Annotated in this window: 16 protein-coding genes and 1 pseudogene; 2 read left to right on the top strand and 15 right to left on the bottom strand. The window is 73.7% G+C overall.

Annotated features, from left to right (window positions below; translation table 11 throughout):
* Nucleotides 1-378 precede the first annotated feature (378 nt).
* The 8 genes and pseudogenes from MTR79_RS03515 to tsaB form a co-directional block, all read right to left on the bottom strand.
* The gene (locus MTR79_RS03515) at nt 379-1,590 is read right to left on the bottom strand and encodes a sigma-70 family RNA polymerase sigma factor (protein ID WP_244793043.1); all 1,212 of its coding nucleotides are present in this window, start codon (nt 1,588-1,590) and stop codon (nt 379-381) included.
* A 112-nt stretch (nt 1,591-1,702) separates the two neighbouring features.
* The gene (locus MTR79_RS03510; protein ID WP_048458002.1) at nt 1,703-2,059 is read right to left on the bottom strand and encodes a YciI family protein; all 357 of its coding nucleotides are present in this window, start codon (nt 2,057-2,059) and stop codon (nt 1,703-1,705) included.
* A 113-nt stretch (nt 2,060-2,172) separates the two neighbouring features.
* The gene (locus MTR79_RS03505; protein WP_348538755.1) at nt 2,173-3,150 is read right to left on the bottom strand and encodes an LCP family protein; all 978 of its coding nucleotides are present in this window, start codon (nt 3,148-3,150) and stop codon (nt 2,173-2,175) included.
* A gap of 203 nt (nt 3,151-3,353) precedes the next feature.
* Complete coding sequence (locus tag MTR79_RS03500; protein ID WP_189365885.1) at nt 3,354-4,406, bottom strand: LacI family DNA-binding transcriptional regulator; 1,053 nt, start codon at nt 4,404-4,406, stop codon at nt 3,354-3,356.
* Nucleotides 4,407-4,537: 131 nt separating this feature from the next.
* A complete protein-coding gene (locus MTR79_RS03495) occupies nt 4,538-4,801 on the bottom strand; it encodes a hypothetical protein (RefSeq protein ID WP_086700709.1) in 264 nt (87 codons plus the stop codon).
* Nucleotides 4,798-5,901 (bottom strand): tRNA (adenosine(37)-N6)-threonylcarbamoyltransferase complex transferase subunit TsaD, encoded by a 1,104-nt coding sequence (tsaD, locus tag MTR79_RS03490; RefSeq protein WP_244789124.1) that lies wholly within the window; start codon nt 5,899-5,901, stop codon nt 4,798-4,800. Before tsaD ends, MTR79_RS03495 begins: the two co-directional genes overlap by 4 nt.
* A pseudogene (gene rimI / locus MTR79_RS03485) lies at nt 5,894-6,417 on the bottom strand (ribosomal protein S18-alanine N-acetyltransferase). Before rimI ends, tsaD begins: the two are co-directional and overlap by 8 nt.
* Nucleotides 6,418-6,446: 29 nt before the next feature.
* Nucleotides 6,447-7,100 (bottom strand): tRNA (adenosine(37)-N6)-threonylcarbamoyltransferase complex dimerization subunit type 1 TsaB, encoded by a 654-nt coding sequence (gene tsaB, locus MTR79_RS03480; protein ID WP_048458007.1) that lies wholly within the window; start codon nt 7,098-7,100, stop codon nt 6,447-6,449.
* Nucleotides 7,101-7,218: 118 nt separating this feature from the next.
* Between tsaB and MTR79_RS03475 the strand changes: the two genes are divergently transcribed.
* Entirely contained in the window at nt 7,219-7,767 is a 549-nt protein-coding gene (locus MTR79_RS03475; protein ID WP_086700706.1) for a hypothetical protein, read from the top strand.
* Nucleotides 7,768-7,770: 3 nt separating this feature from the next.
* Here the strand turns inward: MTR79_RS03475 and MTR79_RS03470 are convergent, their stop codons facing one another.
* From MTR79_RS03470 to MTR79_RS03450, 5 genes are all read right to left on the bottom strand, one after another.
* Complete coding sequence (locus tag MTR79_RS03470; protein ID WP_183153276.1) at nt 7,771-7,932, bottom strand: hypothetical protein; 162 nt, start codon at nt 7,930-7,932, stop codon at nt 7,771-7,773.
* Between the two features lie 120 nt (nt 7,933-8,052).
* The gene (gene tsaE / locus MTR79_RS03465) at nt 8,053-8,550 is read right to left on the bottom strand and encodes a tRNA (adenosine(37)-N6)-threonylcarbamoyltransferase complex ATPase subunit type 1 TsaE (protein WP_183153275.1); all 498 of its coding nucleotides are present in this window, start codon (nt 8,548-8,550) and stop codon (nt 8,053-8,055) included.
* On the bottom strand, nt 8,525-9,733 hold the full coding sequence (locus MTR79_RS03460; protein ID WP_107500532.1) for an alpha/beta hydrolase: 1,209 nt from the start codon (nt 9,731-9,733) through the stop codon (nt 8,525-8,527). The genes tsaE and MTR79_RS03460 overlap by 26 nt, the downstream gene beginning before the upstream one ends.
* Before the next feature lie 36 nt (nt 9,734-9,769).
* Entirely contained in the window at nt 9,770-10,948 is a 1,179-nt protein-coding gene (gene alr / locus MTR79_RS03455) for an alanine racemase (protein WP_086705424.1), read from the bottom strand.
* Between the two features lie 722 nt (nt 10,949-11,670).
* Entirely contained in the window at nt 11,671-13,131 is a 1,461-nt protein-coding gene (locus tag MTR79_RS03450; RefSeq protein ID WP_244789122.1) for an NAD(P)H-hydrate dehydratase, read from the bottom strand.
* A 176-nt stretch (nt 13,132-13,307) separates the two neighbouring features.
* Between MTR79_RS03450 and MTR79_RS03445 the strand changes: the two genes are divergently transcribed.
* Nucleotides 13,308-14,474 (top strand): hypothetical protein, encoded by a 1,167-nt coding sequence (locus MTR79_RS03445; protein ID WP_244789120.1) that lies wholly within the window; start codon nt 13,308-13,310, stop codon nt 14,472-14,474.
* A 98-nt stretch (nt 14,475-14,572) separates the two neighbouring features.
* Here the strand turns inward: MTR79_RS03445 and MTR79_RS03440 are convergent, their stop codons facing one another.
* Entirely contained in the window at nt 14,573-15,409 is an 837-nt protein-coding gene (locus tag MTR79_RS03440; RefSeq protein ID WP_175448147.1) for an RNA polymerase sigma factor SigF, read from the bottom strand.
* Between the two features lie 224 nt (nt 15,410-15,633).
* Entirely contained in the window at nt 15,634-16,005 is a 372-nt protein-coding gene (locus MTR79_RS03435) for a holo-ACP synthase (protein WP_086703298.1), read from the bottom strand.
* Nucleotides 16,006-16,028 lie beyond the last annotated feature (23 nt).

Here is a 16,028-nt window from a genome sequence, read left to right as displayed (position 1 = left end):
ACGCGACGGGCATGGCCGCCTGACCGCGCTCCGGCCCCTGAGCGCCCCGACGAGGCAAATCCCACGCGCCCGACCGTCACCACCCGGTCCCGCGGCACCGCGCCCACCCGCCGGACAGCGCGAGCGCCACCAGGCGCTGCCCAGCGCCTCCGCGCGCCGACCAGCCACCGGAACACCCCGCACCGGCACGAATCCCGCGCAACCGGCCGTCACCACCCGGTCCCGCGAACCGCGCCCACCCGCCGGACAGCGCGAGCGCCCGTGCGCGCCGACTTGGGCCCCGCGCACGCCGTGCCCTTCGCCCCGCGGTCCCCCGGCGGCACCGCACCCACCCGACGGCACGAGCGCCGTGCCGCCGCCCCCTCACGGAGTCGGGCGTCAGCCCTCCATCCCCTCCGCCCTCCTCCGCAGCATCTCCCGTTCCCGGGTGTTGCCCGCCAGGTCCGCCGCCCGGGTGAACTCCTCCCGGGCCTCCTTCGTCCGGCCGAGGCGGGACAGGAGGTCGCCCCGGACGGAGGGAAGCAGGTGGTAGTCGCGCAGGGCCGGTTCCGTGGACAGCGCGTCCACCAGTGGCAGTGCCGCCTCCGGGCCCCTCGCCATGGAGACGGCGACCGCGCGGTTGAGTTCGACCACCGGGGACGGTGTGCGGGCGGCGAGCAGGCCGTAGAGGGCGGCGATGCGGTGCCAGTCCGTCTCCTCGTAGCGGTACGCGTGTGCGTGGCAGGCGGCGATGGCCGCCTGGAGGACGTACGGGCCCGGAGGCCCGGAGGCGACCGCGTCGGCGCGGGCGAGAGCGGTGGCGCCGCGGGCGATGAGCATGCGGTTCCAGCGGGAGCGGTTCTGGTCCGCGAGCAGCACCGGCTCGCCGTCGGGGCCGGTGCGGGCGGCGGTCCGGGACGCCTGGAACTCCAGCAGGGCCGTCAGCCCGTGCGCCTCGGGCTCCTTCGGCATCAGCCCGGACAGCACCCGGGCCAGCCGCAGCGCGTCCTCGCACAGCGCAGGCCGCAGCCAGTCGTCGCCGGCGGTGGCCGCGTACCCCTCGTTGAAGATCAGGTAGATGACGTCGAGGACCGAGCCGAGGCGGGCGTCGCGGTCGGGTCCGTACGGCACCTCGAAGGCGACGTTCTTCCTGGCCAGGGCGCGCTTGGCGCGGACGATCCGCTGGGCCACGGTCGTCTCGGGCACGAGGAACGCGCGGGCGATCTCGGCCGTGGTCAGGCCGCCGAGCAGCCGCAGGGTGAGGGCGGTGCGTGCCTCGGCGGACAGCACCGGGTGGCAGGCGGTGAAGACGAGCCGCAGCAGGTCGTCGTCGATGTCGTCCGGGTCGGCGGGCTCCTCGGGCGGGGCCGTCGCCGTCGCCTGGTCCCGGCCGATCTCGGCCAGCTTGCGGGCGTAGGTCTCGCGCCGGCGCACCAGGTCGACGGCGCGGTGGCGGGCGGTGGCCGTGAGCCAGGCGCCCGGGTTGTCGGGCACCCCGTCCCGCGGCCACCGCTCCAGGGCGGCGACCAGGGCGTCCTGCGCGAGTTCCTCCGCGATGCCGACGTCCCTGACGATGCGGGCCACCGCGGCGACCACCCGCGGGAACTCCATGCGGAAGACGGTCTCGACGGCCCCGTCCGGTCCGGCGGTGGGCTGTGGTGTCACAGCCCACCATCAGACACCCGTACGGCCGCACGGCCAAGCGGGACCCTCGGGCCGCCCGTCAGCCCTCCTCGATCTCCCGGACCTCGCAGGTCACCGTCCAGTGCGGCTCGTGCACCTTCAGGAACCGCTTGGTCCACTCGATCGCCTCGGCCCTGTCCTTGGCCTGGAGGAGGGCGTACCCGCCGATGACCTCCTTGGTCTCGGTGAACGGCCCGTCCGTCACGGACAGCCGGCCGCCCTCGTAGTGGACCCGGGAGCCCTGGGCGGTCGGGGTCAGTCCGGCGGTGTCCAGCAGGACGCCGTTCTTGGTCATCTCCTCGATCAGCTCGCCCATCCGCTGCATCAGCTCGGGGCTGGGACCGCCCTCGGGGGCGTTGTTCTCGTCGATCCGGATGAGGGAGAGATAGCGCGGCATGTCGGCTCCTCGTGGTGTGCGGGCCGGGTCCTTCCCGGCCTCTCACCCCTGCGTCGAACGGCGCGGACGGAAATCGACACCGGGCGGGAAGATTCTTCGCCGCGTTCCGGACCTCACGTCAGCGAGGCCCACAGCCGCCCCGCCTCCGGCTCGTCGGGCACCACCCGGTTGGGGTCGGAGGGTGCGGGCAGCACCGGCATGGTCACGGTGGTGACCCGGTCGGCCGTCAGCCCTTCCAGACTGCGCGCGAGGGACGCCAGTTCGCCGAGCGAGTCGAGACCCGTGTCGGTGGTGAGGCCGCCGGTGAGGGCGTCGGCGGCCCGGAACAGCGCGGCCGGGTCCGCCGGCAGGTCCAGCGCGGTGATCTGCCGGACCAGCGCCCTCACCAGGTCCTGCTGGAGCGTGATCCGGTTCAGGTCGCTGCCGTCGCCGACGTCGTAGCGGGTGCGGGCCAGCGCGAGGGCCTGTTCGCCGTCCAGGTGGTGGGTGCCCGCGTCGAGCGTGAGGTGGCTGCGGTCGTCGTCGATGTCCTCGCGGGTGGTGACGGTGACCCCGCCGAGCGCGTCGACCAGGCGGGCGAACCCGGCGAAGTCGATCTCGACGTAGTGGTCCATGCGCACGCCGGTGAGGGCCTCGACGGTCTTCACCGCGCACACCGGACCGCCCACCTCGTAGGCCGTGTTGAACATGACCCCGGACGCCGGCCGTGTCGTGTCCCCGTCCTCCGCGGGGCAGGACGGCCGGTCGACGAGGGTGTCGCGGGGGATGCTGACCACCGTCGCGGAGGTCCGCCCGGCGTCGAGGTGCACGACCATCGCGGTGTCGGAGCGCGCGCCGCCCTCCGGCCCGCCACCGAGCTTCCGGTTCTCCGCGCCGCTGCGCGAGTCGGAGCCGAGCACCAGCAGGTTCAGCCGCCCGGCCGGCAGCGGCGACGCGTCCCCGTACGGCGACGGGGCCGGCGCGGCCGTACTCCGGGCGGGGCGGTCGTCGCCCAGGGCCTGGTCGATGTCGACGCCGCGGATGTTCCCGTCCAGCCGCAGATACGCCCAGGCCGCCGCGCCCGCGCCGAGCACCAGAAGCCCCGCCAGCACACCCCCGACGACCCGCAGCGTCCGTCTTCCGCGCCGGCCGGGCCGTATGTCCGCGCCCCCGGCGTCCCCTCCGGCGCTGTCCCCGCTTGTCCCCTGATGTCCCGTCACAAGCAGGAACGTACGTCCGTAAGATGACGGGCGGCGTTCCCCGGACGTTTTTCTCGCGAAATTCTCAGATTCGCAACTACCTGCCGCCGGACGGCTCAGCGCGCCGCAGGCGCGGCCGTGCTGCTCCGCACCACCAGGCTGGTGGCCAGCTCCACTCGGGTCGCCGCGGCGGAGTCCTCGCCCTTGCCGAGGTCGAGCACCAGCTTCGCCGCCGCCTCCGCCATCTCCGTCAGCGGCTGCCGTACGGTCGTCAGCGGCGGGCCCACCCAGCGGGCCACCGGCAGGTCGTCGAAGCCGACCACGCTCAGGTCCTCCGGAATCCGCAGCCCCAGCTCGCGCGCGGCCTCGTACAGCCCGAGCGCCTGGAGGTCGTTGCCGGCGAACACGGCGGTGGGCCGGTCCTCGCGGCGCAGCAGGGCGAGCCCCCGCTGATAGCCGGCGTCGTGGTGGAAGTCGCCGGAGACGATCAGCTCCGGGTCGGCCGGCAGCCCGGCGGTCTCCAGGGCGGCCCGGTAGCCGTCGACGCGGGCGCGGCTGCACATCATCCGCGAGGGCCCGCTGATCGCGCCGATCCGGGTGTGGCCCAGCTCGATCAGATGGCGGGTCGCGGCGAGCCCGCCCTGCCAGTTGGTCGCGCCGATGGAGGGCACGTCGGTGCCCGGGTCGCCGGCCGGGTCCATCACCACGAACGGGATGGAACGGCTGGTCAGCAGCGCGCGCCCGGACTCGTCGAGACCGGACAGCACGAGGATCACACCGTGCGGGCGGCGGGCGGCGACCTGGTCGGCCCAGGTCCGGCCGGGCGTGAGCCGCCCCGCGCTCTCGGACAGCACCACGCTCAGCCCCGCGTCCCGGGCGACGTTCTCCACGCCCCGGATGACCTCCATCGCCCAGGCGCTCTCCAGCTCGTGGAAGACCAGGTCGATCAGGGGCGAACGGCTGGCCTCGGCGCGGCGGCGCCGGTATCCGTGGGTGCGCAGCAGCTCCTCGACCCGGGACCGGGTGCCGGGGGCGACGTCGGCGCGGCCGTTGAGCACCTTCGAAACAGTCGGCGCGGAGACACCCGCCTCGCGGGCGATCTCGGCGAGCGTCGCGGTCTGCGTGCTGCGCCCGTTGGTCCGGGTGTCAGCGGGCTGCGGGGAAGTCATGGCGGCGATCGTATCTCCGCGAGCCGCGCGGGCGAAGACTTTCGACAGCCCGGAACATTCGGAACACATGACGAAACATTCGCGTCCCCCAGTCGTTACGGCACACCCGGCTCAGTACCCGCCTCCTCGGCTCAGACGCTCCCCAGCGACTCGAACCGCCACCGGTGCACCGCCCGCGTGACCAGCGTGTTCTCCGGCTCGGGGAGTTCGGGGAGATCGGCGTCGAGGGGGGCGTTCCACCAGGTGATGACGAGGACGCGGTCCTGCGGGGCGCGGAAGACCTCGCGGCGCGCCGGGCGGCGGGGCAGTTCGCGGGCCCGCTCCTCGGCCCAGGCCAGCAGGTCCGAACCGCGGCCGGGGACCGCGCGGGCCTCCCACATCAGCGCGACGGTCATGTGTAGAGGTTCTCCCGCGCGGTCTCGTGGACGTGGTCGTGGGAGTGGGAGTGGGCGGCGCCCGGCACGTGCGGGTCGGTGACCGGGAGGGAGGAGTCCGCGGAGAGGTCCCAGTCGGAGGCCGCGCGGTTGCGGGCGACCATCTCCGCGCCGAGGGCGGCGACCATCGCGCCGTTGTCCGTGCACAGCTTGGGGCGCGGCACCCGCAGCCGGATCCCGGCCGCCTCGCAGCGCTCCTGGGCGAGGGCGCGGAGCCGGGAGTTGGCGGCCACGCCGCCGCCGATCATCAGATGGTCGACGCCCTCGTCCTTGCAGGCCCGCACGGCCTTGCGGGTGAGCACGTCCACGACGGCCTCCTGGAAGGACGCCGACACGTCCCGCACCGGCACCTCCTCGCCCGCCGCCCGCTTGGCCTCGATCCAGCGGGCCACGGCCGTCTTCAGCCCGGAGAAGGAGAAGTCGTACGCCGGGTCGCGGGGGCCGGTCAGGCCGCGCGGGAAGGCGATCGCCTCCGGGTCGCCCTCGCGGGCGTACCGGTCGATGACGGGGCCGCCGGGGAAGCCGAGGTTCAGCACCCGGGCGATCTTGTCGAAGGCCTCGCCCGCCGCGTCGTCGATGGTCGCGCCGAGCGGGCGCACGTCGGAGGTGATGTCGGCGGACAGCAGCAGCGAGGAGTGGCCGCCGGACACCAGCAGGGCCATCGTCGGCTCGGGCAGCGGCCCGTGCTCCAGCTGGTCGACGCAGATGTGCGAGGCCAGGTGGTTGACCCCGTAGAGCGACTTGCCGAGCGCGTAGGCGTACGCCTTCGCCGCCGAGACACCGACGAGCAGCGCGCCGGCCAGCCCGGGGCCCGCGGTGACGGCGATGCCGTCGAGGTCCCGCGCGCTCACCCCGGCCTCCTTCAGCGCCCGCTCGATGGTGGGGACCATCGCCTCGAGGTGGGCGCGGCTCGCCACCTCGGGGACGACGCCGCCGAAGCGGGCGTGCTCGTCGACGCTGGAGGCGACGGCGTCCGCGAGCAGGGTGGTGCCGCGGACGATACCGACGCCCGTCTCGTCGCAGGAGGTCTCGATCCCCAGTACCAGAGGTTCGTCAGCCATGGATCTCGGTTCCTTGTACGCCGTTCACGGGGTGGCCCGGGTCACGGAGGCGGACGGGTCGGTCAAGCGCATGACCAGCGCGTCCACGTTGCCCGGCTGGTAGTAGCCGCGCCTGACTCCGATGACCTCGAAGCCGAAGCGCTCGTAGAGCTTCTGGGCGCGGACGTTGTCGACGCGGCATTCCAGCATGACCTCGGCGCACTCGAACGCCGTGGCCGCGCGCAGCAGCTCGGTCAGCAGCCGCGAGCCGAGCCCGGTGCCCCAGTGGTCGCGGGTGACCGCGATGGTCTGCACGTCGGCCGCCGGTGCGGCGCCGTCGTCGCCCTCCGCGCCGGAGGTGGTGAGGCCGGCGTAGCCGACGATCCGGCCGCCCTCCTCGGCGACGACGTAGCGCCGGGTCGCGCCCGGGCCGCGGGAGTGGGCCAGCTCGGACCAGAACATGCCGCGCGACCACGCGTCCTCGGGGAAGAGGTCGCGCTCCAGCCCCAGCACGGGGTCGATGTCCCACCAGCGCATCTCACGCAGGACGACCGTCTCGGTTCCCGTCACTTGGGGGTGACCACCTTGTAGTTCTTGGGGACCTGGGCATCGGGCCGCCGCAGGTACAGCGGCCGGGGGGCGGGCAGTTCCTCGCCCGCCTTCAGCCTCTCCACGGCCAGCCGGGCGAGGGCGGCGGCGCTCACGTGCTCCGGCTCGTGCGCCTGGGGGAAGGTGTCCGGGTAGAGCAGCGCGCCCGCGCCGACGGCGGGCAGTCCCGCGACCTCGCCGGCGATGTCGGCGGGCCGGTCCACGGCCGGTTCGGTGAGGCGGGTGCGGGAGTCGGCGTACCGCGCCCAGTAGACCTCCTTGCGGCGGGCGTCGGTCGCCACGACGAAGGGGCCGGCCAGGTCGGCCGCGTAGGCCAGGCCGTCGAGCGTGCACACACCGTGCACGGGCACGCCGAGGGCGAGCCCGAACGTGTCGGCGGTCATCAGGCCGACCCGCAGACCGGTGTAGGGGCCGGGGCCGGTGCCGGCCACGATCCCGGTGACGGCGTCGAGCCGCAGACCGGCCTCGGCGAGCACCCGGTCGACGGCCGGGAGCAGCAGTTCACCGTGGCGCCGGGCGTCCACCTGGCTCGACGAGGCGATGACGTCGTCGCCGTCGTGCAGCGCGACGGTGACGGCGGGGGTGGCGGTATCCAGAGCGAGCAAGAGCACGCAAACAGCCTACGGCTCCCGCGCCCCGGCCACGGCCGCACGGGCCGGACGGTCACGGACTGCTACCGTCGCGTCACATCCGTACAGCGCGGGACAAAGCAGGACAGGGGTGACGCCGATGGCGGGGACCAGTTCCATGATCGTGGCGGGCCTGACCGCGGCGGCCCTCGCGACGGTCGGCTACCTCGGCCACCGGGCGGCGGAGACGGTCCCGCCCGACCTGCGCCGGCAGGCGTCCGGCAGTCCGGCGCCCGCGCCGAAGGCGCCCCGCAGCAGCGAACGTCCGGCCGCCCTGCCGCCGCGCTCGGGCCTGGGACAGCGGGTCGTGTACTCGCTGCGCCGCGACCGGGTGTGGCTGGTGGACAAGGGCGACAAGGTGCGCCGCACGTTCGGCGTCAGCCCCAGCACGGTCGACCCGGCCCCGGGCACCTACCGGGTGACGTCCCGCTCGGGGAAGGTCACCGGCTCGGACGGCGTCCCGGTCGAGCACGTGGTGCGCTTCGCGAGCGTGGACGGCACGGCGATCGGGTTCAGCGCGGCGGTCGACGGCTCGGCGCCCGTCCTCGACCCGCAGGAACGCACGGGCGGGATCCGGGAGACGCGGGCGGACGGCACGGCGATGTGGAAGTTCGCGACGATCGGCCGCACGGTCGTCGTGGTGCCGTAGGCCCTAAGCCGCCTCGCGCCGCTCGCGTACGGTCTTCTCCTGCCGCGGCGGCTCGGGCGCGGGCGGCGGGGTGGAGACGGCGGCGGCCGCGGCGCAGGCGGCGAGCAGGTCGCGCATGGGCACCGGTCGCGGCGTGGGCTCACGCCTGCTGTGGACGGCCGGCATGGACGCCTCCTGTACATCGGGGGCGGAACGCGGTTAGGTATACCTAACCGCGAGCTGGATACCATGTGACCACGCGGGACGCCGCAGACGCAACACTTTGCCGACACCTTGTCGGAACGCTCAGGCGGACAGGGCCTCCAGCTCCGCCCCCGCCCAGCGCGCGCCCAGCCCCAGCACCCTCACGTGGCGCACCTCGTCCGTGGTGTCGCCGACCGCCCGGTGGATGCTGACGTGCAGCCGGTCCTCGGTCAGCTCCTCGACCTTGCCCTCGCCCCACTCGACGACGACCACCGACTCCGGCAGCGAGACGTCGAGGTCCAGGTCCTCCATCTCGTCGAGCCCGCCGGACAGCCGGTAGGCGTCGACGTGCACCAGCGGCGGACCGTCGCCCAGCGAGGGGTGCACCCGGGCGATGACGAACGTCGGCGAGGTCACCGCACCCCGCACGCCGAGCCCCTCGCCGAGCCCGCGCGTCAGGGTCGTCTTGCCTGCCCCCAGCTCACCGGAGAGCAGTACGAGGTCGCCCGCGCGCAGCAGCTTGGCGAGACGCCGGCCGAGGTCGCGCATCTGCTCGGGGGAGGTGACGGTCAGTTCAGCCGGGGTGTGCGCTGCTTCCATAGCCACCCACGGTAGCCCCTGCGGGCACCGCGCCGGCGCGGACGAGCAGGTCGGCGAGGCGGTCGGTCACCTGCTCGGGGTGCTCCAGCATCACCAGGTGCCCCGCGTCGGGCACCAGCACCAGCTCGGCCCCGGGCAGCAGACCGGCGATGGCCTCGCTGTGCTCACTGGGGGTCACGAGATCCCCCACCCCGGCCAGCACCAGTACCGGAAGCGCCGCGAAATGAGCCAGCGCCTCCGCCTTGTCGTGACCGTCGAAGGCCGGGTAGTACTCGGCGACGACATCGATCGGCGTGGACTCGATCATCCGTTCGGCGAAGCGCGCGACGGCGGGATCGACATCTCTCGAAGCGAACGAGTACCGCTTGATGACCCCGGCGAACAGGTCCGCCGTGGCCCGCCGCCCCTTCTCCACCAGCTCGGCCCGCTGCCCCAGCGCCTTCAGCACCCCGGGCAGCACCCGCCGCACGGCGTTGACCCCGGCCACCGGCAACCCGAAGTTGACCTCTCCCAGTCCGCCCGACGACGTCCCCACCAGGGCGACCCCGACACACCGCTCCCGGATCAGCTCGGGGAACCGGTCGGCGAGCGCCATGACGGTCATCCCGCCCATGGAATGCCCGACGAGCACCAGCGGCCCCTCAGGAGCGGCGGCATCGATGACGGCCTTCAGATCCCTGCCCAGCTGCTCGATGCTGACGGGCTCCCCACGCTCCACCTGGGCGGCGCCCCGCGCCGAACGCCCGTGACTGCGCTGGTCCCAGTACACGGTCCGCACCACACCACGCAAGGCGGCCCGCTGGAAATGCCAGGAATCCTGATTGAGGCAGTACCCGTGGCTGAACACCACGGTCACGGGCGCGGGCGCCCGCCGCCCGAACAACCGCCGCTTACGCCCGTCCTGCCCCTCGGCCTCGACCTCGTCGACCTCGTAGTACAACTCGGTCCCGTCGTCGGCGTACGCCCTGCCGGGTGTCCCCCGCAGCGCCCCGTAGGGCCCCGCCGAGTCGAGAACCAGCCGGGCCTTGCGGCGCATGCCCCGGCCGACGGTCATCCGCTCCAGGGCAACGCCCGCGGCGGCGCCGGTGGCCAGCACGCCTATCGCGAGGCCCGCGACACCGGTTGCCCGGCGCCACCCCCCGGCGGACGCGGCCGTCACGGCCTGCGCACTGCTCTCGCTCACGTACCGCTCCTCTTCCCCTGACCCCACGCAGGGCGCTTACCCGCTCTGTTCCCCGTTCACATAGAGACGCGGGACACGGCTGCCGATCCGGGTCACGATCTCGTACGCGATGGTCCCGGACGCCTGCGCCCAGTCCTCCGCGGTGGGCTCGCCCCGGTCACCGGGCCCGAACAGTACGGCCTCGGCCCCCTCCCCCGGCTCGTCGCCCCCCAGATCCACGACGAACTGGTCCATGGCGACCCGCCCGGCGACGGTCCGCCACTTCCCCTCCACCAGCACAGGACCCCCGCCGGAGGCATGCCGCGGAATCCCGTCGGCGTACCCGAGGGGCACGAGCCCCAAGGTCGTGGCCCCCGCGGTCACGTAGTGATGCCCGTAGCTGACGCCGTGCCCGCCCGGCACGTTCTTCACCAGCGCCAGCGACGCCGTGAGGGTCATCGCGGGGCGCAGCCCCAGCTCCATCGGCGTGCCGATCTCGGGGCTGGGCGAGACGCCGTACATCGCGATGCCCGGCCGCACCAGGTCGAAGTGGCTCTCCGGCAACGTCAGCGTCGCGGGCGAGTTGGCGATGTGCCGCACCTCGGGCTCGACGCCCTGCGCCTCGGCGTACGCCACCATCTCCCGGAAGGTGAGCAGCTGCGCGGCGATCGACGGGTGCCCCGGCTCGTCGGCGCAGGCGAAGTGCGACCACAGCCCGGTGACCTTCAGCAGCCCTTCGGCCTCCGCACGCAGCGCGCCCGCGACCAGCTCGGCCCAGTCCGCGGGCTGGCACCCGCCCCGCCCGAGCCCGGTGTCCGCCTTCAGCTGCACCCGCGCGGGCCGGCCGGCCGCCCTCGCCGCCGCGACGACCTCGTCCAGCGCCCAGAACCCGCTCACCGAGACGTCGATGTCGGCCTCGACGGCCTCCCGCCAGGGCCCTCCGGGCGTCCACAGCCAGCACATGACCCGGACGTCGTCCGGCACGCCCGACCCCGGCTCCCTCAGCGCGAGCGCCTCCTGCGGGGTGGCGGCGCCCAGCCAGGTCGCGCCGGCCTCCACGGCCGCGCGGGCGCAGGGGGCCGCGCCGTGCCCGTATCCGTCGGCCTTGACGACGGCCATCAGGGCGGCGCGGGGGGCGCGCTCGCGGAGGGTGCGTACGTTGGCCCGCACGGCGGCCAGATCGATCACAGCGCGGGCGCGGAGCTGCGCGCCGTGCGGGTCAGCTGTCTCTTTCATCCCGGACAGTCTCTCAGAACGGGCGCGCGAGTCCTTTGCACCGGGGGTGCGGCACCTTTGCACTCGGCGCGCTTCCCTGTCCGCGGGACGAGTGCTTGCCAACTGACGTTGGGGCAGGTCACGTGGGGTGTGCGGCACCAACGGCGCCTTGATCAGCGCCGACGTGGGTGTTCGCGCACCTGGCGCCGACAGGGTGCCGCCGCGCCCACCCTCCCCCACTCTCGGCTTCGCTCGAGCGGGAGGTACCCCCATCGCCCCAGCGGCACGAATGCCCGCGGTTGGCGACACGTGCGGCCGCCGCCCGCCACGCGCCCGGGGGCGGCAGGTGGCGGCCTCCGCCACCGGTGTCGGTGCAGCCGCCCACGGCGGGGAGGGGACGGGGTGGGGGTGGGCACCCGCACCGGCTGGCGCGTCCACGCCCCGAACCTCTCCAGCACGCACTCTCGCGCCAGACCGAGGACGACCACCCCCACCGCGGCCCCGCACCACCCACCCCACCCCGGGCGCTACAGCAACCCCCACCGCACAGAACCCTGCGCCGCAGGCATCAAACGGCAACCCCCACCGGACAGAACCCTGCGCCGCAGGCGTCAGCCCTCAACCCCCACCGGGCGGGCCCCCACGCCGCAGGCGTCAAACCCGCGCCCCCACCGCACCGCACCCCCGCGCCCTCAAGCGCCAGACCCAAGCCCCCACCACACCGCAACCCCGCGCCCCAAGCGTCAAACCCGCGCCCCCACCACACTCCGCCAAGCCTCAACAATCCGCCCCGCCACATCCTCCGCCGCCACAGGCGCCCCCTCCGCCGCGAACCGCCCCGCCAACCCGTGCAGGTACGCCGCCACACTCCCCGCGTCCACCGCCGACAACCCCGCCGCCAGCAGCGACCCCCCGAGCCCCGACAGAACATCCCCGCTCCCCGCAGTGGCCAGCCACGGCGTCCCCGTCGGGTTGACCCGCACCGCACCCCCACCCCCCGCCTCCGCCACCACCGTCGTCGACCCCTTCAGCAGCACGGCCGCCTCGTATCGCGCCGCCAGCTCCCGCACGGCCGCCAGCCGCCCCGACTCCACTTCCTCCCGCTCGACCCCCAGCAACGCGGCCGCCTCCCCCGCATGCGGGGTCATCAACGTAGGCACCCCCCTCAAGCCCCTCCCCCGCACCGCACCCACCTCCGCCAACCGCAACCCGTCCGCGTCGATCAGCACCGGCACATCCGCCGCCAGCACCTCCCCCACCGTCGCCGCGTCGTCCCCGGCCCCCGGCCCGACGACCCATGCCTGCACCCGCCCCGCCCGCGCCGGCCCCCGCTCGGACACCAGCGTCTCGGGATACCGAGCCAGCACCGCACCGCCCGCCGGCCCCACGTACCGCACGGCCCCGGCGCCACCCCGCAGAGCACCGCCCACCGCCAGCACGGCCGCCCCCGGATAGCGCGCGGACCCGGCCGCGACCCCGACAACCCCCCGCCGGTACTTGTCGCTCTCCGCCCCCGGCACCGGCAGCAACCGCGCCACATCCGCATGCTGCAGCGCCTCCGCCTCGGGCTCCCGCACCCCGACCGTCTCCAGCCCGATGCCGACGAACCGCACCACTCCCGCGTACTCCCGAGCCGGATCGATCAGCAACCCCGGCTTGTACGCCCCGAACGTCACCGTGACATCGGCCCGCACAGCGGCCCCCCGCACCTCCCCCGTATCCGCGTCGACCCCGCTCGGCAGATCGACGGCGACGACAACGCCCCGCCCCCGCCGAGCCGCCTCCGCCAACGGAACCGCGTTCTCCCGCAGCCCGCCCTTCCCCCCGATCCCCACGATCCCGTCCACGACGAGATCGGCCTGCTCGACGAGCTCCACCGCGCCCCCGGCATCGGACACCACGGAACCCCCCGCCCGCCGCAACGCGGCCAGCCCACCCGCATGAGCCCGCCCCGGCGCCAGCAGCACGGCCCGCACCCCGGCCCCACGCCGAGCGAGCCGCGCGCCCGCGTACAGCGCGTCACCGCCGTTGTCCCCGCTCCCCACCAGCAGCACCACCCGGCTGCCGTACACCCGCCCCAGCACATCCGCGCACGCCGCGGCGAGTCCCGCTGCGGCGCGCTGCATCAGCGCCCCCTCCGGCAACCGCGCCATGAGTTCCCGCTCCGCCGCCCTGACCGTCTCCACGCTGTAAGCAGTCCGCATACCTCCGAGTTTCCCGCACCCCCTGTCCCCACGCCCTCCCGTCGCCCCACCCCCCTTGACTCCGCACAGCGCCCTTGCCACACTCCCGACCCCCCACCGGGTGAATCGATTCACTCGAACCGGTTCGACAACCGGCGAGGACTTCGACAACCGACGAGGACAAGGACAGCACCCCCATGCGACGCAGAGCCGCGTTACTCGCGACATCAGCCGCCACCGCGCTCCTGACGGCGACAGCCACCCTCACCGCCCCCACCGCATCCGCGAAGACAACGGCCCCCGCCCGCGCTGCGGCCTGCGGTGACGGCACCTACCACGCCGAAGCCGTCAAGAACGGCTCCACCTGGACCGCCCGCCGGGGCGGCAGCACGGTCTACACCGGCACCGACATGCGCGCCGCCGTCCAGGCGGCGATCGGCGCCCTCACGGCGAACCGCACCAGCAAGGAACGCGTCGTGGTGCGCGGCTCCGGCTCCGTCTCGGCCGGCTCCCGCATCTCGCTGCCCAGCTACACGGTCCTGGACGTCTGCGGCACGATCGACGTCACCGGCACCGGCTCGGGCGACCAGGCGCCGGTCTACTCGCGCGGCACGCGCGACATCGAGGTGCAGCACCTCGACGTCACCGGTGCCCCGCTCTACGGCATCTTCCTGCGCAACGTGCAGAACGTGGTCCTGGGCCAGATCGACATGCGCCTCTCCCGCGGCCTCGGCGTCCGCATCGACAACCGAGGCGACACCAGCCAGTGGACACGCAACATCCGTATCGACAACGTGTACGTGTCCGGCGCGTCGAGCCACGCCGTGGAGACGTACGGCGTGGACGGCCTGACCGTGGGCACGGTCACGGCGCGCAACGTGGGCGAGTCGGGCCTGCTGCTCAACCAGACGATCAACGCCACAGTCACCAAGGTGGACGCGGAGAACGCCGGCACCGGCACCGGCTACGCGGCGTTCCGCATGGCCAACCGCAACGGCCGGACCGGCAGCGGCTACGCGACGAACATCCGCGTCGGCGAGGTGATCGCGCGCGGCGGCGGACGCGGCGTGTTCTGCGTCTCGGAGAGCGGCGGGGCGACGATCGACCGGATCACGCTCTCGTACACGGGGAACAACGCGATCCTGATCGAGAACTGCTACAACGTAAACCTCGCGGCGCAGAGCGGCACGGTCACCGGCGGCGGCGAGATCCGTCTGGCGGCCCGCTCGGAGTTCCCGAACAACAGGGACATCACGGTCCAGAACCTCACGGTGACGAACTCGTCCATCCGCGAGAGCCCCTGCGGGGAGAACACCACCTTCCGCAACAACCGCCTGTTGAACAGCACCCAGTCCATCTGCTGAAAGCCCGCACGACGCAGCGGGGTGCGGCACCCGAAGGCACCGCACCCCGCTCCACACACCTGCTCAGGTCGTCCCGCCGCCCAGGCGAACCCCGGGCCTCAGTTGGTGCTGAGCATCCCCGCCCGCAGCCGCTTGAGCGTCCGCGACAGCAGTCGCGACACGTGCATCTGGGAGCACCCCAGCCGCTCGCCGATCTCCGCCTGGGTCAGCTCCTCCACGAACCGCCAGTGGACGATCTTCCGCTCACGCTCGTCCAGCTCGGCGATCATCGGGGCGAGGGCGTGGAAGTCCTCGACCAGCTCCAGCGCCGCGTCCTCGGCGCCGATGAAGTCGGCGAGGACGGACTCGCCGTCCGGCTCGCTGCCGATGGCGGCGTCGAGGGAGGCGGAGTTGTAGCCGTTGGCGGCCAGCCGGGCCTCGTTGACCTCGGCCTCGGTGAGGCTCATCAGCGTGGCCAGCTCGGCGGTCGTGGGCGTGCGGCCCAGCCGGCTGCGCAGTTCCTCGGTGGCGCGGGCGAGCTGCACCCGGGCCTCCTGGAGCCGGCGCGGCACATGCACGGACCACGAGGTGTCACGGAAGAAGCGCTTGATCTCGCCGACGATGTAGGGGATCGCGAAGGAGGTGAACTCGACCTCGCGGGAGAGCTCGAACCGGTCGATGGCCTTGATCAGACCGATCATGCCGACCTGGACGATGTCCTCCATCTCCTCCGGGCCGCGGCTGCGGAACCGGCCGGCCGCGTAGCGGACCAGGGACATGTTCATCTCGATCAGCGTGTTGCGCGCGTACTGGTACTCGTGAGTACCTTCCTCGAGCTCCGTCAGCCGCCGGAAGAACTGCCGGGACAGTTCACGCGCGTCCTGCGGCGCGACCTGGCCGGGATTCGCGACCTCCGGCAGCTCGGTCACGCTCTGCGCCTGGTCCGTCCGTGCCATTGTCGACGTCACAGCAAAGCCCTCCCTCATTGATGCCCCCGCTCCGATACCGGCTCCCTGCCTGTACCCCCACTTCTCCGATGCACGCACCCTCATCGACGAATTTTTCTCAGGAGACGTACGAGGGCGAGAACGACGGTCAGGACGGCAGCGATCAGAAGGAGCACATCACCCCAGACGGGAAGGTCGACCGCCACCCCGGGCCATGCGGACGTCACGGCGCCTCACCCCTCCGCGACCACGACCGCCGAGGCCACCCCGGCGTCATGGCTGAGCGAGACGTGCCAGGAGCGCACGCCCAGCTCCTCCGCCCGGGCGGCGACGGTCCCCTTCACCCGCAGCCGCGGCTGCCCGCTGTCCTCGCACCACACCTCGGCGTCGGTCCAGTACAGCCCCGCGGGCGCCCCGAGTGCCTTGGCCAGGGCCTCCTTGGCGGCGAACCGCGCCGCCAGGGAGGCGATGCCGCGCCGCTCCCCGCTGGGCAGCAGCAGCTCGCTCTCCACGAAGAGCCGCCGCGCCAGCCCGGGCGTACGTTCCAGCGACGCGGCGAACCGCTCGATCTCGGCGACGTCGATCCCGACTCCGATGATGCTCATGCGGGCACCCTAAAACGCCGGCA

It is taken from the genome of Streptomyces sp. BJ20 (genome assembly GCF_022869105.1).
GTDB lineage: Bacteria > Actinomycetota > Actinomycetes > Streptomycetales > Streptomycetaceae > Streptomyces > Streptomyces griseoincarnatus.
This window is presented reverse-complemented; position numbering and strand designations above follow the sequence as displayed.

Bases quoted from the DNA above. Each gene is read 5' to 3' on its own strand.
- MTR79_RS03450 (WP_244789122.1), bottom strand. From the start codon at position 13,131: ATGCGGACTGCTTACAGCGTGGAGACGGTCAGGGCGGCGGAGCGGGAA.
- alr (WP_086705424.1), bottom strand. From the start codon at position 10,948: ATGAAAGAGACAGCTGACCCGCACGGCGCGCAGCTCCGCGCCCGCGCT.
- tsaD (WP_244789124.1), bottom strand. From the start codon at position 5,901: ATGGCTGACGAACCTCTGGTACTGGGGATCGAGACCTCCTGCGACGAG.
- MTR79_RS03445 (WP_244789120.1), top strand. From the start codon at position 13,308: ATGCGACGCAGAGCCGCGTTACTCGCGACATCAGCCGCCACCGCGCTC.
- MTR79_RS03510 (WP_048458002.1), bottom strand. From the start codon at position 2,059: ATGCCGCGCTATCTCTCCCTCATCCGGATCGACGAGAACAACGCCCCC.
- MTR79_RS03500 (WP_189365885.1), bottom strand. From the start codon at position 4,406: ATGACTTCCCCGCAGCCCGCTGACACCCGGACCAACGGGCGCAGCACG.
- MTR79_RS03440 (WP_175448147.1), bottom strand. From the start codon at position 15,409: ATGGCACGGACGGACCAGGCGCAGAGCGTGACCGAGCTGCCGGAGGTC.
- MTR79_RS03515 (WP_244793043.1), bottom strand. From the start codon at position 1,590: ATGGAGTTCCCGCGGGTGGTCGCCGCGGTGGCCCGCATCGTCAGGGAC.
- MTR79_RS03475 (WP_086700706.1), top strand. From the start codon at position 7,219: ATGGCGGGGACCAGTTCCATGATCGTGGCGGGCCTGACCGCGGCGGCC.
- MTR79_RS03435 (WP_086703298.1), bottom strand. From the start codon at position 16,005: ATGAGCATCATCGGAGTCGGGATCGACGTCGCCGAGATCGAGCGGTTC.
- MTR79_RS03470 (WP_183153276.1), bottom strand. From the start codon at position 7,932: ATGCCGGCCGTCCACAGCAGGCGTGAGCCCACGCCGCGACCGGTGCCC.
- tsaE (WP_183153275.1), bottom strand. From the start codon at position 8,550: ATGGAAGCAGCGCACACCCCGGCTGAACTGACCGTCACCTCCCCCGAG.
- MTR79_RS03495 (WP_086700709.1), bottom strand. From the start codon at position 4,801: ATGACCGTCGCGCTGATGTGGGAGGCCCGCGCGGTCCCCGGCCGCGGT.